The following is a 22,935-nucleotide window of genomic DNA, read 5'->3' as shown; positions in this document are numbered from 1 at the left end:
TTGATGGAGTGCCCGTTACCGCAGTCAGAGCAAGGCCCGGTGTTGCTGGTGGTGGACGACCGCCAGGAGAACCTGTTCGCCATGCAGGCCGTGCTGGAGGTCGGAAATTGGCGAGTGATCACGGCCGCCTCGGGTGAGCGTGCCCTGCAATACCTGCTGGACGAGACCGTAGACCTGGTCCTGCTCGACGTCCAGATGCCGATCATGGACGGCTTCGAGGTGGCGCGCATCATGCGCAGCAACCTGCGTACCCGCTTCACCCCGATCATCTTCGTCTCCGCCGAAGCCCACTCCTACGAATCGGTGCTACGTGGCTATGCCACCGGCGCGGTCGACTATCTGCTCAAGCCTGTCGATCCCAATATCCTCCGCCACAAGGTGCGCTCGCTGCTCGATCACGAGCGCAATCGTCGCGAGTTGCTGCAGGCCACCCAGCAGCTGGAGCTGGCCAAGTCCTTCAGCGACTCGCTGCTCGACAATGCCGCCGAGGGCATCCTCACCGTCAACGAGCAGGGTCGGGTGACCTTCGCCAACGCCGCCATCGCCCGCATGTTGCGCTGCAGCGTCAGTGACCTGGTGCATGCCAACTTCCTCGACTTCCTTGAAGGGGGCAGCGGTCTCGACGACTGGCAGACCTCGCCCTTCATGGAACACTACGACCGTCGCGAGACCTACCGCCTGCACGATGCCCGCCTGCGCACCAATCGCGGCGACAGCCTGCCGGTGGCGCTGTCCTGCGCACCGCTGCCGCGCATGCAGCGGGCCATGGTCATCATCGCCCTGGACATGTCGCGCATGCGCGAGTTGCAGGACCAGCTCGAATCCCAGGCCGTCACCGATGCCCTGACCGGGCTGCTCAATCGCCGCGGCTTCAACCAGACCCTGGAAGCGGCGCTGGCGCGCAGCGGCCGCAACGGCAAGCGCATGGCCGTGCTCTACATCGATCTCGACGGTTTCAAGCGCATCAATGACTCCCTCGGCCACGAGGCCGGGGATCGCGTGCTGTGCATCGTCGCCGAGCAGCTCAAGAGCTGCATGCGGCCCTACGACATCCTGGCCCGCATGGGCGGCGACGAATTCACCGCGCTGCTCGATTCCCTCGAACATCCCGAGGATGCCGCCCGCGTCGCCGAGAAGCTCCTGGAGCTGCTGGCCACGGTGCATCGCATCGACGGCATGGAGGTCAGCCTGGGCGCCAGCATCGGCATCGCCAGCTATCCCGATTGCGGCCATACCGTGGACGGCCTGCTGCGCTCGGCCGACATCGCCATGTACGAGGCCAAGCGTGGCGGGCGCCAGCAGTACCGCTTCTTCTCGCCGGAAATGAATGGCCGTGCCCGTTCCCGGCTGATGCTCGAAGAAAGCGTGCGCAATGCCATCGACAACAAGGATTTCGTGCTTGCCTACCAGCCGCAGGTCTATCTGCGCGATGGCCGGCTGCGCGGCTTCGAGGCGCTGCTGCGCTGGGAGCACACGGTGGCCGGCAAGGTCTCGCCCAGTGTCTTCATCCCGCTGCTGGAAGAAACCCGGCTGATCAACCGTATCGGCGACTGGATCTTCCGCGAAGGCGCGACCAAGCTGCAGTCCCTGCAGGAGATCTACGGCGCCGAACTGTTGCTGAGCATCAACCTCAGTCCCGTGCAGTTCGGCATGCCGCAATTGGCGGAAAGCCTGCGCCAGATCATCGAGACTCATGGGCTGCAACCCAGGCAGCTGGAAATCGAGGTGACCGAGTCGGCGCTGATGCACGACATCGACTACACACGGGCGCAGCTGTCGCAACTGCGTGCCCTTGGTGTGCGCATCGCGGTGGACGACTTCGGCACCGGCTATTCCTCGCTGGCGTACCTGCGCCACTTCGAGCTGGATACCCTCAAGATCGATCAGCTGTTCATCGCCAACATGCTCGATTCCTCGCGTGACGCCGCCATCGTCAGCACCATCCTCGAGCTGGGCCGCAACCTGGATCTGGAAGTCATCGCCGAGGGCGTGGAGACCCTGGAACAGCGTGACTGGCTGATCGAGCACGGCTGCGAAATCATGCAGGGCTTCCTGGTTTCCCGCCCGCTGAGCGCTGAGGTGACCGGACGCTTCCCCCAGCAGGTGGACTGGGCCGCCAAGCGGCCCGAGCCAACGCTCTAGGCGCCCTGAGGGCCTGCGCCAGCAGCGATCAGCCGCCGTCCATCGGCGCAGGCGGCGTGCCAGAGCTGGCAGGACTTCCCGGGCCGGCACCTGGCCAGCCAAACCACGCACGCCACTGAACGAACACCCGTCCGAGCCTTCTTATGCAAGGGCCACAGGCACGGAGTAGGAAGCATGCGGGGCGCCGTCTTTCCATGGCGGGAAAACAACAGGTTCGAATTGCTGGTGGACGGCGGTCGGTTCTTTCCGGCCATGCTCGAATCCATCGCTGGCGCCAGTCGCCAGATCGATGTCGAACTCTATCTGGTGGAAGCCGGCAGCTGCTCCGAGCAACTGCTCGTGGCTCTGACCGAGGCGGCCCGACGCGGCGTCGCGGTACGCTGCCTGTTCGATGGCTTCGGTACCCTGCGGATGGACGCCGGCTTGCGCCGTCAGCTGGAGGAAGCCGGCGCCGAGCTGCGCGTCTTCAATCCCGTGCGCTTCGGCCACGGCCTGCACAACCTGCACCGCGATCATCGCAAGATCTTCATCATCGACGGCGCAGAAGCCTTCGTCGGTGGCAGCGGCGCGACCGACGACTTCTGGGATCCAGCCAAGAGCGACTGCAACTGGCACGAGGTCATGGTGCGCATCCAGGGGCCGCTGGTGGAAGACTGGCTGGCCCTGTTCGAGCGCCAATGGGAAGCGGTCGGTCGCCGCCGCGCCTGGAAGCCGCGTCCGCGGCGCGGGCGCGAGCGTCCACCGCCACCACCCGCTGCCCAGGAAGGGCAGGGCCGAGTGGCCTATGCCGACGCCCGCCAGCACCGTGACATCCTCCAGGCACTGATTCGTGCCCTGGTGGGCGGCCAGCAACGCATCTGGTTCGCCACTCCCTATTTCCTGCCGACCTGGCGCGTGCGCTGGGCGCTCAGGCGCGCGGCGCGTCGCGGTGTCGACGTGCGCCTGCTGCTTACCGGTCGTCATACCGACAATCCCCCGGTGCGTTTCGCCGGGCAGCGTTACTACCGCGGCCTGTTGCGCGCCGGCGTACGCATCTACGAATACCAGCCGAGATTCATCCACGCCAAGATGGTGCTGGTGGACCACTGGGTCAGCGTCGGCTCCTGCAACTTCGATCACTGGAATCTGAGATTCAACCTGGAGGCCAATGTCGAGGCGGTGGATCGCGGCCTGAGTCAGGCGGTGGCGGCCAGCTTCGTCAAGGATTTCGCCCAGAGCCGCGAGATCACCCTGGAGTTCTGGCGCAGTCGCCCCTGGTGGAGACGGGCGCGCGAGTGGCTCTGGGGTTCGCTGGATCGCCTCGTGATCGGTGTACTGGGGCGCGGTTAGCAGCCCCGGTTGGCAGGTGCGGGTAACATAACCGATCCGGTGCTGCAGGCCGGACCCATCGTCCCGCGGACGAGGCCAGACGAGTAACGCCTTAGTGCAGACTTTAGATAAACACCGCTTCATCGGTCTGGAGTGGCTCAGATTTCTGATGGGTTTCTATGTGGTTGTCTACCACACCATCCATTTCTATCCCGAGCGCAAGACCATTCCCCTGCTGGACGAGATCACCAGCATGGGTTTCTTCGCCACCAGCACCTTCTTCGTGCTCTCCGGTTTCCTGCTCGCCCATGTCTATTGCGGTCGCGGCAGCCTGCGCGAGCCGGCGCGCAGCTTCTGGGTCAAGCGTTTCGCCAATCTCTATCCGATCCATATCTTCGCCTTGCTGCTGGCGATGGCGGTGGTGACCTGGATCGGCAGTCTGGGTATTCCGCCGGGTGCGGCCACGGCGAGCATCCGCTTCGTGGTGTTCGATACCAACGAGCCCCTGGCACGGACCAATCCCGAGTTGTTCCAGCACTTCATGACCAACGCGGAACTGGGCTTCAACGCCGTGCTGCAGCTGTTCATGCTGCAGGCGTGGAATCCCTATTATCTGACCTTCAACGCGCCCCTCTGGTCGATCTCGGCGCTGTTCTTCTTCTATCTGACCTTTCCCAAGCTGGCCCCGCGGCTGATGACCAGTGAGCGGCCCTGGCAGCTGTTGCTGCTGGTCTGGGTGCTCTATCTGATTCCGCCGCTGCTGGTGATCGCCAACCAGAACTATGGCATGCCCTTCACCGGCCTCCTGCAACGGGTGCCCCTGTTCCGCTTGCCGGAATTCCTTGCCGGGATCCTGCTGTATGCCGTCTTTCGCCGCCAGCATATGCGGGGCTGGGCGCCGTCGGAGCGGCAGCGGCTGTTGCTGGCGAGCTACCTGATCCTCAGTTTCGCCCTGGGTACGGCACTCTTCACCCACGGCCCCAAGTTCTGGTACTTCCTCTTCCACAACGGCCTGTTCCTGCCGTCGCAGCTGATCCTGGTGTACCTCGCGGCTCTGGCCCAGGAACCGGCCAGCGAGCGCATCCGCCACTGGTCGCCACGACTCGGCGGCGCTTCGCTGTCGATGTTCGCCCTGCACGTACCCCTGTCGGGAATCTACATGACCCTGGAGCAGCTGATCGGCGGCGATCTCAAGGCCTGCCTGAGCGGTAATCGCGAGGTCTGCATCGCCGCCGCCGGGGCCTATACCAACTCCATCGCCTGGTACTGGCTGTTCCTGCTGGCGGTGGTGGTGCTCTGCGTGCTGTTCCAGGAAAGGCTGGTGGTGCCGACCCGCAAGCGCATCCTCAAGGTGCTGCTGCCGCGCCTGGCGCCGCAGCAGCAGCCCCCCCAGGCTAGCGGCGGAAGCCTTCGGCCATGACGAAGAAGCGGGCGTTCAGCGCCGCCAGTGGCTCGCGCAGCTGCTCCAGCTGATCGGCCGCGCCGAACACCTCGAAGCGTTCCAGGGTGGCGATGGCCTGGGCCTGCTCCAGCAGGTCGCCGACGTTGTCCAGGTGGGCCAGCAGCGCCTGGGCATCGCGATAGCCTTCGCGGCAGCGCGCCGTGGTGCCGTCATAGCAGAAGCCGTAGTAGAGGCAGCCGGGTTCGTTCCGGGTGCGCTGCAGCATGGCCTCGCCCAGGCGTTTGAAGGCTTCGAGCTGATCGGGCTGGACGGCGAAGACGGGGGCCAGGCTGCAGACGGAATCGCTGGGAAGAGTAGGCATGGGTGCTCCGGGGTCAGGGATGGTCTCTATGCGACCCCTGCCAATCGGCGGTGCTCCCGCCGGCTGACGGACGTGCGCCCAATGAAAAAGCCCAGCACAGGGCTGGGCTTTCTCGCAGCGACTGGCGCTTAGATCTCGACGGCGAGGCTGTCGGCGATCTTCTTCTGCCACACCTGCGGACCCGTAATGTGCACCGACTCGCCACGGGTATCCACGGCCACGGTCACCGGCATGTCCTTCACCTCGAACTCATAGATGGCTTCCATCCCCAGCTCCGGGAAGGCCAGCACCTTGGAGCCCTTGATGGCCTGGGCCACCAGGTAGGCGGCACCGCCGACGGCCATCAGGTACACCGCCTTGTGGTCCTTGATCGCCTCGATGGCGATGGGGCCGCGCTCGGACTTGCCGATCATGCCCAGCAGGCCGGTCTGGTCGAGGATCTGGCGGGTGAACTTGTCCATGCGGGTCGCCGTGGTGGGACCGGCCGGGCCGACCACCTCGTCGCCCACCGGATCGACCGGGCCGACGTAGTAGATGAAGCGACCCTTGAGGTCCACCGGCAGCGACTCGCCCTTGTTGAGCATGTCGACCATGCGCTTGTGGGCCGCATCGCGCCCGGTGAGCATCTTGCCGTTGAGCAGCACGGTCTCGCCCGGCTGCCAGCTCTGCACCTCTTCCGGGGTCAGGGTGTCGAGGTCGACGCGACGGGCGCTCGGACCGGCTTCCCAGACGATTTCCGGATAGGCGTCCAGCGGCGGTGCTTCCAGACTGGCGGGACCGGAGCCGTCGAGCACGAAATGGGCGTGACGGGTGGCGGCGCAGTTGGGGATCATGCACACCGGCAGGGAGGCGGCGTGGGTCGGGTAGTCCTTGATCTTGACGTCGAGCACCGTGGTCAGGCCGCCCAGGCCCTGGGCACCGATGCCCAGCTGGTTGACCTTGTCGAAGATCTCCAGGCGCAGCTCTTCCAGGCGATTCTGCGGGCCGCGGGCCTTCAGCTCATGGATGTCGATCTCGTCCATCAGCGATTCCTTGGCCAGCACCGCGGCCTTCTCGGCGGTGCCGCCGATGCCGATGCCCAGCATGCCCGGCGGGCACCAGCCGGCGCCCATGGTCGGCACGGTCTTGAGCACCCAGTCGACGATGGAATCGGACGGGTTGAGCATCGCCATCTTCGACTTGTTCTCGGAGCCGCCGCCCTTGGCCGCGACATCGATCTCCACGGTGTTGCCGGGGACGATCTGGTAGTGGATCACCGCCGGGGTGTTGTCCTTGGTGTTCTTGCGGGCACCGGCCGGGTCGGCCAGGATCGAGGCGCGCAGGACGTTTTCCGGCAGGTTGTAGGCGCGCCGGACACCCTCGTTGATCATCTCGTCCAGGCTCAGGGTGGCGCCGTCCCAGCGCACGTCCATGCCAACCTTGGCGAAGACGGTGACGATGCCGGTGTCCTGGCAGATCGGCCGGTGGCCGGTGGCGCACATCCGCGAGTTGATCAGGATCTGGGCGATGGAATCGCGCGCGGCGGCGGATTCTTCGCGCAGATAGGCCTCGTGCATGGCCTGGATGAAATCGACGGGGTGGTAATAGGAGATGAACTGCAGGGCGTCGGCGACGCTCTGGATCAGGTCATCCTGCTTGATCACGGTCATGTACGCGCTCCTCTTGGCGGTTTCTTGCGTCTCGGCCACGGGCGGTGGCGAGACGGGCGCGCAATTCGGGTCGCACGGACCGGGCCGCGAAGGAGCCCGATCGGAGGGGTGGCCTGACACACTGAGAGAGGCCCACCCGGCCAGGGCGGCCGACCCGAGAGCGGCGCGGCAGTATAGCCTTTAAGCTGCCGGACGGCACGCCACCTGGGTCGACGGTGGGCGATCAGCGCCTAGCGGCGGTCCAGGGCCGCCGGATTGACCAAATCGGTCGGGCGCTCATCGCCGAGCGCGGCGATGAGGTTGTCCACCGCGCGTTCGGCCATGGCATAGCGGGTCTCGTGGGTGGCCGAACCTATGTGCGGCAGGGTGACCACATTGGGCAGTTCGAACAGCGGCGAGGCCTCCAGCGGTTCACGGGTATAGACGTCCAGACCCGCGCCACGGATCTGGCCCTGGCGCAGCGCCTCGATCAGCGCCGGCTCGTCGATGACCGGGCCGCGCGCCAGGTTGATCAGGATGGCGCTGGACTTCATCAGCCCCAGTTCGCGTGCGCCGATGAGGCCTTCGGTAGCGGCCGACAGGGGCACCACCAGGCAGACGAAGTCGGCTTCCCTGAGCAGGTCGTCCAGCTCTCGGCGCTGGGCACCCATCTGCTCTTCCAGCTCGGGCTTGGCGCTGTTGGCGGTATAGAGAATCGGCATGTCGAAGCCGAAGTGGCCGCGCTTGGCGATGGCCGCGCCGATGCGACCGGCGCCGACGATGCCCAGCGTACGGCCATGGATGTCGGTGCCGAAGTGTTCTTCGCCGATGCCCTTGCGCCAGTGTCCGGCCTTGACGAAGGCATCCAGCTCCGGCACCCGCCGGGCGGCGCTCACCAGCAGGGTGAAGCCGAGGTCGGCGGTGGTGTCGGTGAGCACGTCCGGGGTGTTGGTGAGCAGGATGCCGCGCTCGGTCAGGTAGTCCACGTCATAGCTGTCGTAGCCGACCGAGACGCTGGCGATGGCTTCCAGGGTGGTGGCCATTTCCAGCTCCTTCTCGCCCAGCTTGCGACTGGCGCCGATCAGGCCCTGGGCCTTGGCTGCGGCAGCGGCGAAGAGATCGAGGTTGGCACTGGTGGGAATCACCTCGACGGTGAAGTGTTCGCGCAGGCGTTCCACCAGCTGTTCGGGCAGGCGGTTGAAGACCACTACGTGCTTCTTGCTCATCGATACCTCGGCGTGTGGAAAAAGGGGTCAGGCCAGGCCGGCTGCCGCGAAACGCGGCAACGCGGGATGCTGCTCCAACAGGGCGGCGAGACCCTCGCGGGTGGGCTCCTGATTGAAGTCCAGGCCCAGGGCCTCGCGGTGGATGCCGGTGGCGGCCAGCCACAGACAGTCGATGTCCGCCGCCACCGCGCCGGGCACGTCGGTCACCAGGGAATCCCCGACGAACAGCAGGCGCTGGGCACCGCGGGTGGCCAGTTCCTCGGCTGCGCAGCGGAAGGCATAGGGATCGGGCTTGCCGTACCAGGTGACCTCGCCACCCAGGGCGGCAAAGCGATCGGCCAGCTTGCCGGCCGCATAGAAGGGTAGACCCCCGGACACCACGTTGCGATCCGGATTGGCGCAGAGAAAGGGCTTGTCCAGCGCAGCGGCCAGGGGCGCGAAGCGGGCTTCCAGCTCGTCTTCGGGGAAGCTGCCGACGCCGAGGATGATGGTCGCCTGGTCGATGTCTTCGACGAAGCGCGCGCGGATCTCCGCGGGCCAGCCCGCCTGGCCGGTGCCGGGACCGGAAAGGTAGATGCCACCAGTGCGAAATTTAGGGTCCTGCTGAAAGGCGTCGATGGCCAGCTGGCCTGAGGTGGTGATGCCGGCGAAGAGTTCGCGCGGCACGCCCAGCTTGCCCAGTTCTTCGACCATGCCATCCGCATCGCGCGAGGCATTGCTGAGAAACCACACCGGCTTGCCCTCGGCGGCGCGACGCTCCAGCCAGGCGCGGGCGCCGGGAAAGGTCTCGTAGCCGTCGATCAGCACGCCCCAGAGGTCGAGGATGAAGCCGTCATAGGCGGCCAGCGCCTCGTCCAGTTGATCGAGGCGGAGCAGGGTGGGAGCGGTCATGCGGCGGATCCGATGGCGAAAAGGGGAAACGACAAGCCTAACCGGTTTTGCCGAGCGGCTGCCGAAAACACAGACACCGGCCTTGGCCGGTGTCTGGGGATTGCCGTGAGGCTGGGCTTAGCGCGTGGGCGCCTTGCCGGCCTTGGCGACTTCCAGGGCCTGGGTATCGACGCGGCCGTAGATGTCTTCGAAGCGGACGATGTCGTCCTCGCCCAGGTAGCCACCGGACTGCACTTCGATCAGCTCCAGCGGTACCTTGCCAGGGTTGGCCAGGCGGTGCACGGAGGTCATCGGCAGGTAGGTGGACTGGTTCTCGGTCAGCAGGAAGACCTTGTCGTCACAGGTGACCTCGGCGGTACCGGAGACCACGATCCAGTGCTCGGCACGGTGGTGGTGCATCTGCAGCGACAGCTGGGCGCCCGGCTTGACGGTGATGCGCTTGACCTGGAAGCGCTGACCCATGTCGATGGAGTCGTAGGAACCCCAGGGACGGAAGACTTCCTGGTGTGCCTTGACCTCGTTGCGGTTCTGCTTCTCGAGAGCGTTGACCAGCTTCTTGACGTCCTGGACCTTGTCCTTGTGGGCGATCATGACCGCGTCCTTGGTTTCCACCACGACCACGTTTTCCAAACCGACCAGGGTCACCAGCTTGCCGCTGCCGTGCACCAGGCAGTTGCGGCTGTCATGCAGGACGACGTCGCCCTTGATGACGTTGCCGTTGTTGTCCTTGGCATGCACGTCCCACAGCGCGGACCAGGAACCGACATCGTTCCAGCCAGCGCTCATGGGCACCACGCAGGCGCGGGTGGTCTTTTCCATCACGGCGTAGTCGATGGAATTGTCCGGGCAGACGGCGAAGGTGGCGGCATCGATGCTGATGTTGATGCCGTCGATGCTGCTGCGCTCCAGCGCCAGCAGGCAGGTGTCATAGATGTCAGTGTCGTGCTTCTTCAGCTCTTCCAGGAAACGGCTGGCGCGGAACAGGAAGATGCCGCTGTTCCAGCAGTAGTCGCCGGAGGCCACGTATTCGGTGGCGGTGACGGCATCGGGCTTCTCGACGAAGCGCTCGACGCGGGACACGCCCTGGGGCAGATCGTCGTTGGAACCGGTCTTGATGTAGCCATAGCCGGTCTCGGGCGCGGTGGCCGGAATGCCGAACAGCACCATCTCGCCACGCTCGGCGGCGGCGGCGGCCTGTTGCAGGGCGGCCTTGAATTCGGCTTCGTCCTCGATCACGTGATCGGCGGGCAGCACCAGCATCAGGTCGTCCTTGCCGTCAGCGACCAGTTGCATGGCAGCGATGGCCACGGCCGGCGCGGTGTTGCGACCGAAGGGCTCCATGATCAGCGCCTGGGGCTTGCACTCGACGGCCTTGAGCTGCTCTTCCACCAGGTAACGGTGTTCGGCGTTGCAGACGATGATGGGGCAATCGATGCTGCCCTCGCAGCCCAGGCGATTGATGGTCTCCTGGAACATGGTCTGTTCGCTGGTCAGGGCCAGGAACTGCTTGGGGTAGAGCTTGCGCGAGAGGGGCCAGAGTCGCGAGCCGCTACCACCGGACAGGATGACGGGAATCATGGGCGTTACTCCTTCAGCGTCTGCTGATTTGTGGCCGCTGTCCCTGAGGTCGGGACGAAGCGTCCATGCTTCGAAAGATCAACCGGCCGAAAGGTCGACCGGTACAAATTGAACGTGCGGACTGATTGCCATTGGCCAGCATGACCCGGGGCAAGGACCAGACAGAGACAGAATCAAACGAAAGTGGTTCTCAGCGAATTTTCCTTTTTTCGGAAAGGCAGCGGTTTTGAGATGTCCGGCAACTTTTCGCGCCTGGAACGTCTCCGCTACGGGGCTGAAACCTTTTTATTGGAGGGAGATGACAGTCTTTCACGGATGGCAGCCATCGAATGTGACCCCCTAGCCAGTTCGATGGCCCAGCATGCGGGCAATTGTGCCATCCGTCGATTCCCATGGCTAATCCGCCGGTGTGTCGCGCAGGAACACCAGCCTGTCGGCCGCGGAGCGCTCGCTCGAGTAGCGGTAACCCTGGTCGCCGAAATCGCGCAGGTCGTCCACCTTAGAGACGCGTTGCTTGATTACGTGCCGCGCCATCAGGCCCCGTGCCTTCTTGGCGTAGAAGCTGATGATCTTGTAATCGCCATTCTTGAGGTCGCGAAACTCCACATCCACGACCCGGGCCTGCAGGCGCGCGCGGCGCACCGCGCTGAAATACTCGTTCGAGGCCAGATTCAGCAGGACCTCGTCACCCTGGGCTGCGAGATCCGCCTTGAGCCAGTCGCTGATACGGTCGCCCCAGAAGGCATAGAGGTCCTTGCCGCGCGGATTGGCGAACTTGGTGCCCATCTCCAGGCGATAGGGTTGCATGAGGTCGAGAGGACGCAGCAGGCCATAGAGTCCGGACAACATGCGCAGGTGCCGTTGGGCGAAGTCGAAGTCGCCTTCCTCGAAATCCTCGGCGGCCAGGCCGGTGTAGACGTCGCCTTTGAACGCCAGCAGCGCCTGCTTGGCATTCTCCGGCGTGAAATCCGGGGTCCAGCTGCCGAAGCGGGCGACATTGAGGGTGGCGATCTTGTCGGACACCCCCATGAGCGCGGCAATCTCAGCCGGGGCGAGCTGCCTGAGTCCCTCGATCAGTTCGCGGGAATGCTCCAGGTATTGCGGCAGGGTATGGCGGGACGTGCTCGGCGGTGTGCTGTAGTCCAGGGTCTTGGCGGGGGAAATCACCATCAGCATCGGCTTGGCTCCTCTTGGCGAGGCGCCATTCTAGAAGTCTCCGCCGCCGGGCTCCAGTGCGCCTTGCCGATGGGATCGATAGGTATTGACCACGTTCCCGGGGCGAGGTTGCCGGGTCAGATCGCAGGAAACAGGGGTGCGCGAAAAAAATCGGGTATGGCCAAAAAAAGCTTTTGTGCCTCAGGTCTTTTGCGTTATTACCGAAGTGTCCGTCGCATCTCTCGGGTCCCGTGCCCTCATGTTGGCCGGTCCGTGAACCCGTTGCTGGAGCGACGGCACCTTTCGCAGCGGAGCGTCGTCTGGCGCTCCGTCGACAGGCTTGCGAGTCAAGCGTTTCTACGAGGTGACCGAGTATGGATGATCACGGACGTTCCCGCCCCACCCAGCCCACCCTCTATGTGCTCGACACCAACGTACTGATCCACGACCCGAACGCGCTGCTCAATTTCGAGGAGCACCACGTTGCCATTCCCATGACGGTCCTGGAGGAACTCGACAAGCTCAAGACCGGCAAGCACAACGTTGCCGCCGAGTGCCGGCAGGCGATCCGCCTGATCGACAGCGTGCTCGCCGAATCCTCGCCCGAGGACGTCGAGCGGGGCGTGCCCATTCCCCGCGGCAAGGGCGAGGCCAAGGGACGACTGTCCATTCTCATGGGCCGCCGCGCCGGGCCCATGGCCTGTCTGCCCGACGACATCAACGACAATCGCATCATCAATCAGCTCGTCGAATTGCGTACCCAGCATCCCCAGGAGCGGGTCGTGCTGGTGACCAAGGACATCAACATGCGCCTCAAGGCGCGTGGCTGCGGCATCGCCGCCGAGGATTACCAGACCGACCAGTTGCTCGACGACGTCTCCCTGCTGTCCCAGGGTTATCACAATCTGCCTGGGTCCTTCTGGGACAACGTGAGCAAGGTGGAAAGCCGGCAGGAGCTGGGTCGCGTCTGGCATCGGGTACAGCTGTCGGCCGAGATGCCACCCTTCAACGTCAATGACTTCGTGCTTGACGAGCAGGGCTTCGTCGGCTGGGTCAAGGCGGTGCGCGACGGCGAGGTCATCCTGCTCGACATGCATCAGGAACCCCTGATGCACCAGGAGGCCTGGGGGTTGAAGCCGCGGGACATCTACCAGGCACTGGCGCTGTTCGCCCTGTTGGAGCCTGACATTCATCTGGTCAACCTGACCGGCGCGGCAGGCTCGGGCAAGACCATCCTGGCGCTGGCCGCGGCCATCGAGCAGACCATGGTCACCAAGAGATACCGGCGGATCATCGCCACCCGCAGCGTCCAGGGTCTGGACGAGGACATCGGCTTCCTGCCCGGGACCGAGGCCGAGAAGATGGAGCCCTGGCTGGGCGCCATCACCGACAACCTCGAAGCCCTGCACATGGATGACCACAACCCCCACGGCAGCGTGGACTACATCCTCAGCAAGGTACCGCTGCAGTTCAAGTCGCTGAACTACATCCGCGGCCGCAGTTTCCAGCAGAGTCTGATCCTCATCGACGAATGCCAGAACCTGACCCCGCACCAGATGAAGACCATCATCACCCGTGCCGGCAGCGGCTCCAAGGTGATCTGCCTGGGTAACCTGGCGCAGATCGATACGCCCTATCTCTCGGCCACCAGCTCCGGCCTCACCTACCTGTCCGAGCGCTTCAAGGGCTTCAGCCACGGGGTGCACATCACCCTGCAGGGCGTGCCCCGTTCCATCCTCGCCGAATACGCCGAGGCCCATCTGTAACGTGGCTGATCCCCGTCCGGTCACGGGCGGGGATCAAATCCCCAGCCACGGGTCTACAATGGCAGGTCCTTTCCAGGAGTCATGCCGTGCTGACCCATCTCGATTCCCAAGGCCGTGCCAACATGGTCGATGTCACCGACAAGCAGGTGACCTTCCGTGAGGCCACCGCCGAAGCCCGGGTGCGCATGCGTCCGGAAACCCTCGACCTGATCCAGAGTGGTGGCCATCCCAAGGGCGACGTCTTCGCCGTGGCGCGTATCGCCGGAATCCAGGCAGCCAAGAAGACCGCCGACCTCATCCCGCTCTGCCATCCGCTGATGCTGACCGGCGTCAAGGTCCAGCTGGTCGCTGAAGCACCTGACGGGGTGCGGATCACCGCCACCTGCAAGCTGTCCGGTCAGACCGGCGTGGAGATGGAGGCCCTGACCGCGGCCAGTGTCGCGGCCCTGACGCTTTACGACATGTGCAAGGCGGTCGATCGCGGCATGACCATCGAGGCGGTGCGGCTGCTGGAAAAGAACGGTGGCAAGAGTGGCCACTTCCGCGCCGAGGAGCAGCCGGCATGATCCGCGTGCAATTCTTCGCCCGCTATCGCGAAGTGCTGGGCCTCGCCGAGGACAGCCTGGCCTGGGAGCCTGACCTGGCCACCGTTGGCGACCTGCGTGAACACCTGGTCCAGCGCGGCGGGATCTGGGCCGAGACCCTGGGCGAGCACGGTCTGATGTGCGCGCGCAACGAAGAGCTCTGCGGGCTGGCCGAGCCGTTGCGCGAGGGTGACGAGGTCGCCTTCTTTCCGACCGTGACCGGAGGTTGAGCATGACTATCCGTGTGCAGGCCGACGCCTTCGATCCCGGACAGGAACTCAATGCCCTGCATGCCGCCAACACCGGCATCGGTGCCGTGGTGGGTTTCGTGGGTTACGTGCGGGACTTCAACGACGGCCGGGACGTCGGCGGGTTGTTTCTCGAACACTTTCCCGGCATGACCGAAAAGGCTCTGGCGCGCATCGTCGAAGAGGCGAATCAGCGCTGGCCGCTGCTCAGGGTCGATATTCTGCATCGCATCGGCCGACTGGAGCCAGGTGAGCCCATCGTCTTCGTCGGCACCGCCAGCGCTCACCGCCAGGCAGCCTTCGAGGCCTGCAACTTCGTGATGGACTACCTCAAGACCCGCGCCCCCTTCTGGAAGAAGGAAGATACGTCCGAAGGACCGCGCTGGGTGGAAGGCCGCGCCAGCGATCAGGATGCCGCGGGGCGTTGGGCGAAGGGGTGACGAAGCAGGGTGGAAAACCGCGTCAGCGTTTTCCACCTGGCACGCAACCTTTCAGGTGGATAAGGCTGCGCCGTTATCCACCCGGCAGAGGTGCCGGCTGTGCTTGAGGGACCGGCGGACAACCCTGTGGCAGTGGAGCCGGCCTCAACGCTGCCGCGGAACCGGCTTGAGCAACTCGGCTGGCGGCATCTCGCAACCGATCTTGCGACCCAGCAGGGCTTCGATGGGCGGCAGGGCGAAGGAGTCGTCCTCGCCGGCGAAGCTGATGGAGGTGCCGGTGGCGCCGGCGCGACCGGTACGGCCGATGCGGTGCACGTAGTCGTCCGGGTCTTCCGGCAGGGTGAAGTTGATCACGTGGCTGATGCCGTCGACGTGGATGCCGCGCCCGGCCACGTCGGTGGCTACCAGTACGCGGATCTTGCCGGCGCGGAAGCCTTCCAGGGTCTTGATGCGCTTGTGCTGGGGGACGTCGCCGGACATCTGGGCGGCGCTGATGCCGTCCTTGGTCAGGCGCTCTTCGATGCGCCGTACCTCGTCACGCCGGTTGGCGAACACCATCACCCGCGCCCAGTTGTTCTGGGCGACCAGGTTGTAGAGCAGGCGGTACTTGTCGCTCGAGGACACGGCATAGACATGCTGCTCGACGGTGTCGCTGGCCACGTTCTCCGGCTCGATCTCGACGATGGCCGGATCGGTGGTCCACTGCCGCGCCAGATTCATCACGTCGTCGGTGAAGGTGGCGGAGAACAGCAGGGTCTGGCGTTCGCTCTTGGGCGGGGTCTGGCGAATGATCTGGCGAACCTGGGGAATGAAGCCCATGTCCAGCATGCGGTCGGCCTCGTCCAGCACCATGACCTCGACCATGTCCAGATGCACCTCGCCGCGCTGGTTGAAGTCCAGCAGGCGGCCCGGGGTGGCGACCAGGATGTCGCAGTAGCGCGCTTCGAGCTGCTTGAGCTGCTTGTCGAAGTCCATGCCCCCGACAAAGCTCATGACGTTGAGCCCGGTGTACTTGGCCAGGTCCAGGGCGTCGTTGGCGATCTGCACCACCAGTTCGCGGGTCGGCGCGATGATCAGCGCCCGCGGCTCGCCCATGTATCTTTCCTTGGGCGGCGGGGTGGTCAGCAGCTGGGTGATCGTCGAGATCAGGAAGGCGGCGGTCTTGCCGGTGCCGGTCTGGGCACGGCCGATGGCGTCCTTGCCCTTGAGGGTGAAGCCCAGTACTTCCGCCTGGATCGGCGTGCAGTAGGGAAAGCCGAGGTCATGGATGCCGTGCATCAGCCGCGGATCCAGCTTGAAGTCATGGAAGCGTGTCTTGCCTTCCTGCGGCTCGACCGCGAAGTCTTCCAGTTTCCAGGTGTCGACCGGCTTGGGTTTGCGCGGGCTACGCTCGCGGCGCGGCTTGGCGGATTTCTCCGCCTGGGCACGAGGTTCCTGTGTTTCGGCCGGGGCCCGAGGCTCCTGGCTGCGGGCTTCGCCGGGAGTGCGCGGCTTGCGTGGCGCACGCTCGGCCTGAGGCTCGGGCACGCTGGATGCAGGGGAGGAGGGGGCTTCAGGAGCGGCGCTGGGGGTAGCTTGGGGCGCAGGGGAGGGAGTCGGCTGCGCGACCTCCTGATCCTTGCCCAGAAATTTTTTGAGTGCCTTGAGCACGGAGGGTCTCGATCATCGAAAGCGGAATGAGACCGCAGTGTAAAGCAACCTACGTGCCCGGCAACAACTACCTGCCGAACGCAGGCGCAATCCGGTCAGCCACTGATCCGATTGCGCCCGGCATCCTTGGCCTGGTAGAGCGACTTGTCCGCACGTCCGACCAGTTCATCCAGGGAGTCGGCCTTGCGCATCTGCGCCAGGCCGATGGAGACGGTAACCCCCGGCAGCCTGCCGCAGGGCGAATAGAAGTCCTTGATCTCCGCCAGGCTCTGGCGCAGGCGCTCGGCGATGGCGATCGCTTCGTCGCGATCGATTTCCGGCAGCAGGATGACGAACTCTTCACCACCATAGCGCGCCATGCTGTCCTTAGGCCGCAGCTGGTCGCGCAGGGTGTTGGCGACCAGGCACAGGGCATAGTCGCCCGCCAGGTGGCCATAGGTATCGTTGTAGCGCTTGAAGTGATCGACATCCAGCATCAGCAGGCTCAGCGGCTGCCGGTTGAAGGCACAACGGGTGCTTTCGCGCTCGAACAGCTGCTCGAGGCGCCGACGGTTGAAGAGACCGGTCAGGGTATCGACGTTGGCATTGCGCTCGGTGTCGACAATGAGCTGATTGCCGCGGCGCATCCGTTCGCAGAGGATGCCGAGCAGGTTGTGCATGGCCTTGGAGGAGCGTTCGATCAGCTCCAGCACCAGATCGCGATGCAGGCAGAGCACCAGGGTATCGGCTTCGGCGATGACGTGGGCGCTGGGCCGCTCGCTGTCCATGAAGCTGATTTCGCCCGAGCACTCACCCGGACCCAGCAGATAGATGGGCGGATTTTCCGGCGAACCCAGGTGGACCCGCAGACGACCTTCCAGCACGAGGTACATGTACTGGTTGATCACGGCGGGCGAGAGCAGGCACTCACCGGCGACCAGGCTGCGGGTGGCCGAGCGGGCGATCAGGGCTTCAAGCAGATGGGTCTCCACGCCCTTGAACAGGCGCAGGTCCTTCAGGGAAGCGACCGGGACTTCGGCCAGCCAGGCCGACAAGGGGGCGGCCATCAAAGGATCACCCCGGGGGCTGAAAGGAAAACTCGGGCCATAGCTGCTCCATGCACATCACGACCTTCAGGCACCCCTACTGGACCGGATGGGTACCCCAAAGTTCGTTCGCTTTGCCCTTTCCAGGCCTCCATTCGCCCCCAGATTCCGCAAATTGTCGACCGGTTTCCAAAAACGAAGCGGTCCGCTGATTCGCGCTTTATTTTCCGCCGAGGCGTGCCAGCAGCCAGTCCTGGATATCCTGGATTTCCGCCGGAATCACCTCGTGGCGCATGGGGTAACTGTGCCAGAGCGCTTCCACGCCCGCGGCCACCAGCGCCTCGTAGGCCGCACGCCCGAGGGCCAGGGGAACCACATCGTCCTGGTCGCCATGCAGGCACAGCGCCGGGGTCGCGCCACCGTGATTGACCTGGGCGTCTTCGAAGCTGGGCGCGTAGGTCGACAGCGCCATGACCCCACCCAGGGTGGGGCAGGAGGTGTTGTAGGCGGTATGCAATACCACGGCACCACCCTGGGAGAAACCGGCCAGCACGATGCGTTCGGCGGGAATGCCCTGGGCCTGCTGGGCCTCGATCAGGGCCCGTACCGTGGCGGCCGATTCTTCCAGTTGGGGGCGGTCGATGGCCCGGGCCGGATTCATGGCGAGGATGTCGTACCAGGACGGCATGGCCCAGCCGCCATTGATGGTGACCGCCTGGGTCGGTGCCTGGGGCAGGACGAAACGGGTGGAATTCAGGGTGCGCTGCAACAATTCGGCAACGGGTTCGAAGTCATGCTGGGTAGCCCCCAGGCCATGCAACCAAATGACGCAGCTATCGGCGGTTCCGCTGGGCGATTCCAGCACAAGAGGCGAATTTTTCAAGGCTTTGCTCCAGTTTGGTGCCACTAAAAATGGGTGTGGTAACAGATGGTGCACAAAATGCGTGTCGCATTTTCGTAATTTAGTTGCTCGGCTTTTTGCTCGAAGTCTCGCGATTGCCGGGTTTGAGCGAAGTGAGCTTCTGTCGCATTCACTGGTCCGCAAATTGCCTCATTTAGGGTGCGGCCAGGTAGTGCACTAACAGGTAACACTGACTCACTGCTTCGTCATGCCTTCCAGTGCGTCTCCTTCTTCCCTTGATGAAGGACGCCCAGGGATCGGGTGGGCGGGTTCCACGGCAATCAGGCGAGAGACATCGTGCTGCCGTGCGACTGGAACGTAATTCATAAACAAAGTGGAGCTTATCGATGAAGATGGTGAAGTCTACCCTGGCAATTCTGACCACCGCTGCTGCTCTTGGCCTGTCCGGCATGGCTCACGCAGGCGCTACCCTGGATGCGGTGAAGAACAAAGGTTTCGTGCAATGCGGCGTCAGCGATGGCCTGCCGGGCTTCTCCTACACCGATTCCAAGGGTGACTACAAGGGCATCGACGTCGATGTCTGCCGCGCCGTGGCCGCTGCGGTCTTCGGTGACTCCACCAAGGTTCGCTTCACCCCCCTGACCGCCAAGGAGCGCTTCACCGCGCTGCAATCCGGCGAGATCGACGTGCTGTCGCGCAACACCACCTGGACCAGCTCCCGCGATGGCGGCATGGGCCTGATCTTCGCCGGCGTCACCTACTACGACGGCCAGGGCTTCCTGGTGAACAAGAAGCTGGGCGTGAAGAGCGCCAAGGAACTGGACGGCGCCACCGTGTGCATCCAGGCCGGTACCACCACCGAACTCAACCTGGCCGACTACTTCCGGTCCAATGGCATGAAGTTCACCCCCATCACCTACAGCACCTCGGACGAGAGCGCCAAGTCCATGGAGGCCGGTCGTTGCGACGTGCTGACCTCCGACCAGTCCCAGCTGTACGCCCAGCGCAACAAGCTGGCCAGCCCGGACGACTACGTCGTGCTGCCCGAGGTGATCTCCAAGGAGCCCCTGGCGCCGGCCGTCCGTCGTGGCGACGAAGACTGGCTGACCGTGGTCAAGTGGTCGCTGTTCGCCATGGTCAATGCCGAGGAACTGGGTCTGACCTCCGCCAACGTGGAAGCCCAGGCCAAGGATTCCAAGAATCCTGACGTGCGTCGTCTGCTGGGTGCCGATGGTGAATTCGGCAAGGATCTGAAGCTGCCGAAAGACTGGGCGGTGAAGATCGTCAAGCAGGTCGGCAACTACGGCGAAGTCTTCGAGCGCAACGTCGGCATGGGCAGCGATCTGAAGATCAAGCGTGGCCTCAACGCCCTGTGGAATGCAGGCGGTCTGCAGTACGCCCCGCCGGTCCGTTGATCTCGGCGTCTTAGTCGCCGACCACCTTCCGGATGTGCAGATTCTCGCCCTGCAGCGCTCCCCGCGCTGTGGGGCGAGAATTTAATGAGGCTTCTAGTAGATGCAAAACGTTAGCAAACCGTCCTCGCCGGTCCGTGGGTCTCTGCTCACCGATCCGCAGGCACGCTCCTGGCTGTTCCAGATCGTGGCCGTGGTCGCCGTGGTGGCCTTCGGCTGGTTCCTGTTCAGCAACACCCAGGCCAATCTCGCCAACCGGGGTATCACTTCCGGCTTCGGCTTCCTGAACAACACCGCCGGCTTCGGCATTCCCCAGCACCTGATTCCCTACAGCGAAGGCGACACCTACGGGCGGGTCTTCCTGGTCGGGCTGCTCAACACCCTGCTGGTGTCGGTGATCGGCATCATCCTGGCGACCATCATCGGCTTCAGCGTGGGTGTGGCACGCCTGTCGAACAACTGGCTGCTGCGCAAGGTCGCCACGGTCTACATCGAGACCTTCCGCAACATTCCGCCGCTGCTGCTGATCTTCTTCTTCTATTTCGCCGTGCTCGCGCCCCTGCCGGGCCCGCGTCAGAGCCTGAGCCTGGGTGGCGCGCTGTTCGTCAACAACCGCGGCCTCTACATGCCGGCGCCGATCGCCGATGCCGGCTTCGTGCCTGGTCTGATCGCGCTGCTGATCGCCATCGTCGCCAGCGTGGTGGTGGTGCGCTGGGCGCGCAAGCGCAGGCACGCCACCGGTCAGCGCTTCCCGGTGCTCTGGGCGGTATTGGCACTGCTGATCGGCATCCCGCTGCTGGCGACCCTGGTCTTCGGCAAGCCGTTGCACTGGGAGGTGCCGGAACTGCAGGGCTTCAACCTGCGCGGCGGCTGGGTGATCATCCCCGAACTGGTGTCCCTGGCTCTGGCCCTGTCGGTCTACACCGCGGCCTTCATCGGCGAGACGGTGCGGGGCGGCATCCAGGCGGTCAGCCATGGCCAGACCGAGGCGGCCAGCTCCCTGGGTCTGCGTCCGGGTCTGACCCTGCGGCTGGTGATCATCCCCCAGGCCCTGCGGGTCATCATTCCCCCGCTGACCAACCAGTATCTGAACCTGATGAAGAACTCCTCGCTGGGCGCCGCGGTGGGCTATCCGGAGATGGTGGCGCTGTTCGCCGGCACCGTTCTGAACCAGACCGGTCAGGCCATCGAGACCATGGCCATCACCATGAGCGTGTACCTGGCCATCAGCATCAGCATCAGCATCCTGATGAACTGGTACAACAAGCGCATCGCGCTGATCGAGCGTTAAGGAGCGCGTATGAGTAATCAGACCCATACCTTCAAACCGGACCTACCGCCACCGTCCTCCAGCGTCGGTGCCCTGGCCTGGATCCGTGGCAACCTGTTTTCCAGTGTCGGCAATACCATCCTGACGCTGTTCGGTCTCTACCTCGTCTGGCTGATCGTGCCGCCGGTGGTGAACTGGGCCTTCATCAACGCCACCTGGAGCGGCAGCACCCGTGCCGACTGCGTACCGGGCGGCGCCTGCTGGGTGTTCATCAAGGAGCGCTTCGGCCAGTTCATGTACGGCTTCTACCCCGGTGATCAGCGCTGGCGCGTGGATCTGACGGTGGTGATCGCCGTGGTCGGCGCCATTCCGCTGTTCCTCGACAGCTTCAAGCACAAGGCCCGTTACGGCCTGGCGCTGCTGGTGATCTATCCGCTGGTGGCCTTCTGGCTGCTGTATGGCGGCTTCGGTCTGCGCGTGGTGCCCAGCAGCGAGTGGGGCGGCCTGATGCTGACCGTGGTGATCGCCGCGGTGGGGATCGTCGGCGCCTTGCCGCTGGGTATCCTGCTGGCCCTGGGGCGGCGTTCCAAGCTGCCGGCGATCAAGGTCATCTGCGTGACCATGATCGAGTTCTGGCGTGGCATCCCGCTGATCACGGTGCTGTTCCTGTCCTCGGTGATGCTGCCATTGTTCCTGCCCGACGGCATGAACCTGGACAAGCTGCTGCGCGCCATCGTCATGGTGATCGTCTTCGAGGCAGCCTATATCGCCGAGGTGGTGAGGGGTGGCATGCAGGCCATTCCCAAGGGACAGTACGAAGCCGCCGCCGCCATGGGCCTGGGCTACTGGCGGACCACCGGCCTGGTGATCCTGCCGCAGGCGCTGAAGCTGGTGATCCCGGGCATCGTCAACACCTTCATCGCGCTGTTCAAGGATTCGAGCCTGGTGGTCATCATCGGCCTGTTCGACCTGCTCAACAGCATCAAGCGCGCTACCTCCGACCCGGCCTGGCCTGGTCTGTCCACCGAAGGCTATGTGTTCGCCGCCCTGGTCTTCTGGATTTTCTGTTTCGCCATGTCCAGCTACTCCGCCCGTCTGGAGCGCAAGCTGAACACCGGCCACAAGCGTTAGGAGTCAACAGATGAATGTAAGCAACAAGCAGCCGGCCGACAGCAGCAAGGTCATGATCCAGCTCAAGGACGTGAACAAGTGGTACGGCCAGTTCCACGTGCTCAAGGACATCAACCTGACCGTCACCCAGGGCGAGCGCATCGTGCTGTGCGGACCGTCCGGCTCGGGCAAGTCCACCACCATCCGCTGCATCAATCGCCTGGAAGAGCACCAGAAGGGCCAGATCATCGTCGACGGTACCGAGCTGACCAACGATCTCAAGCAGATCGAGACCATTCGCAGCGAAGTCGGCATGGTGTTCCAGCACTTCAACCTCTTCCCGCACCTGACCGTGCTGCAGAACTGCACCCTGGCGCCCATGTGGGTGCGCAAGCTGCCGAAGAAGCAGGCCGAAGAGATCGCCATGCACTACCTGCAGCGGGTGCGCATTCCCGAGCAGGCCAACAAGTTTCCGGGCCAGCTGTCCGGTGGCCAGCAGCAGCGCGTGGCCATCGCCCGGGCGCTGTGCATGCAGCCGCGCATCATGCTGTTCGATGAGCCGACCTCGGCGCTCGATCCGGAGATGGTGAAGGAGGTGCTGGACACCATGATCGGCCTGGCCCAGGACGGCATGACCATGCTCTGCGTGACCCACGAGATGGGCTTCGCCCGCACCGTGGCCAACCGGGTGATCTTCATGGACAAGGGCGAAATCGTCGAACAGGCCGCGCCGGACCAGTTCTTCGACAACCCGCAGAACGAGCGCACGCGGCTGTTCCTCGGGCAGATCCTGCACTAGGAAGCGGCCGGGGCGGACCTGCTCCGCCCCGGTCGTCCTGCGAACCCACTCACCGGCGTTCGGCGGGAAGGCGGGCAA

General features: G+C 64.4%; 20 protein-coding genes. 11 read left to right on the top strand and 9 right to left on the bottom strand.

The genetic code is table 11. The features are described 5' to 3' along the window. Positions 1-3 precede the first annotated feature (3 nt). The 3 genes from QMX82_RS15755 (at position 4) to QMX82_RS15745 (ending at position 4,870) form a co-directional block, all read left to right on the top strand. Positions 4-2,142, top strand: coding sequence for a putative bifunctional diguanylate cyclase/phosphodiesterase (locus tag QMX82_RS15755; protein WP_133862113.1), 2,139 nt, complete (start codon positions 4-6; stop codon positions 2,140-2,142). A 174-nt stretch (positions 2,143-2,316) separates the two neighbouring features. Then, positions 2,317-3,471: a phospholipase D-like domain-containing protein gene (locus QMX82_RS15750; protein ID WP_133862112.1), complete on the top strand. Its 1,155-nt coding sequence runs from the start codon at positions 2,317-2,319 to the stop codon at positions 3,469-3,471. A gap of 94 nt (positions 3,472-3,565) precedes the next feature. Next, on the top strand, positions 3,566-4,870 hold the full coding sequence (locus QMX82_RS15745; RefSeq protein ID WP_282285207.1) for an acyltransferase family protein: 1,305 nt from the start codon (positions 3,566-3,568) through the stop codon (positions 4,868-4,870). Here QMX82_RS15745 and QMX82_RS15740 read toward each other — a convergent pair. The 6 genes from QMX82_RS15740 to yaaA form a co-directional block, all read right to left on the bottom strand. After that, positions 4,845-5,213 (bottom strand): putative quinol monooxygenase, encoded by a 369-nt coding sequence (locus tag QMX82_RS15740; RefSeq protein ID WP_208694093.1) that lies wholly within the window; start codon positions 5,211-5,213, stop codon positions 4,845-4,847. The two genes, QMX82_RS15745 and QMX82_RS15740, sit on opposite strands and share 26 nt — an antisense overlap. 128 nt (positions 5,214-5,341) lie before the next feature. After that, the gene (locus tag QMX82_RS15735) at positions 5,342-6,862 is read right to left on the bottom strand and encodes a fumarate hydratase (protein ID WP_133862109.1); all 1,521 of its coding nucleotides are present in this window, start codon (positions 6,860-6,862) and stop codon (positions 5,342-5,344) included. A 230-nt stretch (positions 6,863-7,092) separates the two neighbouring features. After that, positions 7,093-8,067: a 2-hydroxyacid dehydrogenase gene (locus QMX82_RS15730; RefSeq protein ID WP_133862108.1), complete on the bottom strand. Its 975-nt coding sequence runs from the start codon at positions 8,065-8,067 to the stop codon at positions 7,093-7,095. A 27-nt stretch (positions 8,068-8,094) separates the two neighbouring features. Further along, entirely contained in the window at positions 8,095-8,958 is an 864-nt protein-coding gene (locus tag QMX82_RS15725) for a TIGR01459 family HAD-type hydrolase (RefSeq protein WP_282285201.1), read from the bottom strand. 117 nt (positions 8,959-9,075) lie between these two features. Then, positions 9,076-10,536 carry a mannose-1-phosphate guanylyltransferase/mannose-6-phosphate isomerase gene (locus QMX82_RS15720; protein WP_133862106.1) on the bottom strand — a complete coding sequence of 487 codons (1,461 nt, stop codon included), beginning with the start codon at positions 10,534-10,536 and terminating at the stop codon, positions 9,076-9,078. A 396-nt stretch (positions 10,537-10,932) separates the two neighbouring features. Then, entirely contained in the window at positions 10,933-11,712 is a 780-nt protein-coding gene (yaaA, locus tag QMX82_RS15715; RefSeq protein WP_282285198.1) for a peroxide stress protein YaaA, read from the bottom strand. Between the two features lie 353 nt (positions 11,713-12,065). Here yaaA and QMX82_RS15710 point away from each other — a divergent pair, with 353 nt between their 5' ends. From QMX82_RS15710 to moaE, 4 genes are all read left to right on the top strand, one after another. Then, positions 12,066-13,457, top strand: a complete 1,392-nt coding sequence (locus tag QMX82_RS15710) for a PhoH family protein (protein ID WP_133862104.1) — start codon at positions 12,066-12,068, stop codon at positions 13,455-13,457. Positions 13,458-13,543: 86 nt separating this feature from the next. Continuing rightward, complete coding sequence (moaC, locus tag QMX82_RS15705; RefSeq protein WP_133862103.1) at positions 13,544-14,023, top strand: cyclic pyranopterin monophosphate synthase MoaC; 480 nt, start codon at positions 13,544-13,546, stop codon at positions 14,021-14,023. Continuing rightward, positions 14,020-14,271 carry a MoaD/ThiS family protein gene (locus QMX82_RS15700; protein ID WP_282285194.1) on the top strand — a complete coding sequence of 84 codons (252 nt, stop codon included), beginning with the start codon at positions 14,020-14,022 and terminating at the stop codon, positions 14,269-14,271. The genes moaC and QMX82_RS15700 overlap by 4 nt, the downstream gene beginning before the upstream one ends. 2 nt (positions 14,272-14,273) lie before the next feature. Then, the gene (moaE, locus tag QMX82_RS15695) at positions 14,274-14,729 is read left to right on the top strand and encodes a molybdopterin synthase catalytic subunit MoaE (protein ID WP_133862101.1); all 456 of its coding nucleotides are present in this window, start codon (positions 14,274-14,276) and stop codon (positions 14,727-14,729) included. 144 nt (positions 14,730-14,873) lie between these two features. Here the strand turns inward: moaE and rhlB are convergent, their stop codons facing one another. From rhlB to QMX82_RS15680, 3 genes are all read right to left on the bottom strand, one after another. Beyond that, complete coding sequence (gene rhlB / locus QMX82_RS15690; protein WP_208694097.1) at positions 14,874-16,379, bottom strand: ATP-dependent RNA helicase RhlB; 1,506 nt, start codon at positions 16,377-16,379, stop codon at positions 14,874-14,876. A 95-nt stretch (positions 16,380-16,474) separates the two neighbouring features. Beyond that, the gene (locus QMX82_RS15685) at positions 16,475-17,425 is read right to left on the bottom strand and encodes a GGDEF domain-containing protein (RefSeq protein ID WP_282285188.1); all 951 of its coding nucleotides are present in this window, start codon (positions 17,423-17,425) and stop codon (positions 16,475-16,477) included. Positions 17,426-17,624: 199 nt separating this feature from the next. Next, on the bottom strand, positions 17,625-18,269 hold the full coding sequence (locus QMX82_RS15680) for an alpha/beta hydrolase (RefSeq protein ID WP_442969395.1): 645 nt from the start codon (positions 18,267-18,269) through the stop codon (positions 17,625-17,627). Positions 18,270-18,652: 383 nt separating this feature from the next. Between QMX82_RS15680 and QMX82_RS15675 the strand changes: the two genes are divergently transcribed. The 4 genes from QMX82_RS15675 (at position 18,653) to QMX82_RS15660 (ending at position 22,857) form a co-directional block, all read left to right on the top strand. Beyond that, complete coding sequence (locus tag QMX82_RS15675; protein ID WP_039976150.1) at positions 18,653-19,681, top strand: amino acid ABC transporter substrate-binding protein; 1,029 nt, start codon at positions 18,653-18,655, stop codon at positions 19,679-19,681. Positions 19,682-19,781: 100 nt separating this feature from the next. Next, positions 19,782-20,969 (top strand): amino acid ABC transporter permease, encoded by a 1,188-nt coding sequence (locus tag QMX82_RS15670; protein ID WP_133862098.1) that lies wholly within the window; start codon positions 19,782-19,784, stop codon positions 20,967-20,969. A 9-nt stretch (positions 20,970-20,978) separates the two neighbouring features. After that, the gene (locus tag QMX82_RS15665) at positions 20,979-22,079 is read left to right on the top strand and encodes an amino acid ABC transporter permease (protein WP_133862097.1); all 1,101 of its coding nucleotides are present in this window, start codon (positions 20,979-20,981) and stop codon (positions 22,077-22,079) included. A gap of 10 nt (positions 22,080-22,089) precedes the next feature. Continuing rightward, entirely contained in the window at positions 22,090-22,857 is a 768-nt protein-coding gene (locus tag QMX82_RS15660; protein ID WP_133862096.1) for an amino acid ABC transporter ATP-binding protein, read from the top strand. Positions 22,858-22,935: the final 78 nt, after the last annotated feature.

The organism is Pseudomonas sp. PS02302, from assembly GCF_029959585.1.
In the GTDB taxonomy this organism is placed as follows: Bacteria; Pseudomonadota; Gammaproteobacteria; order Pseudomonadales; family Pseudomonadaceae; genus Chryseomonas; species Chryseomonas aestiva.
This window is presented reverse-complemented; position numbering and strand designations above follow the sequence as displayed.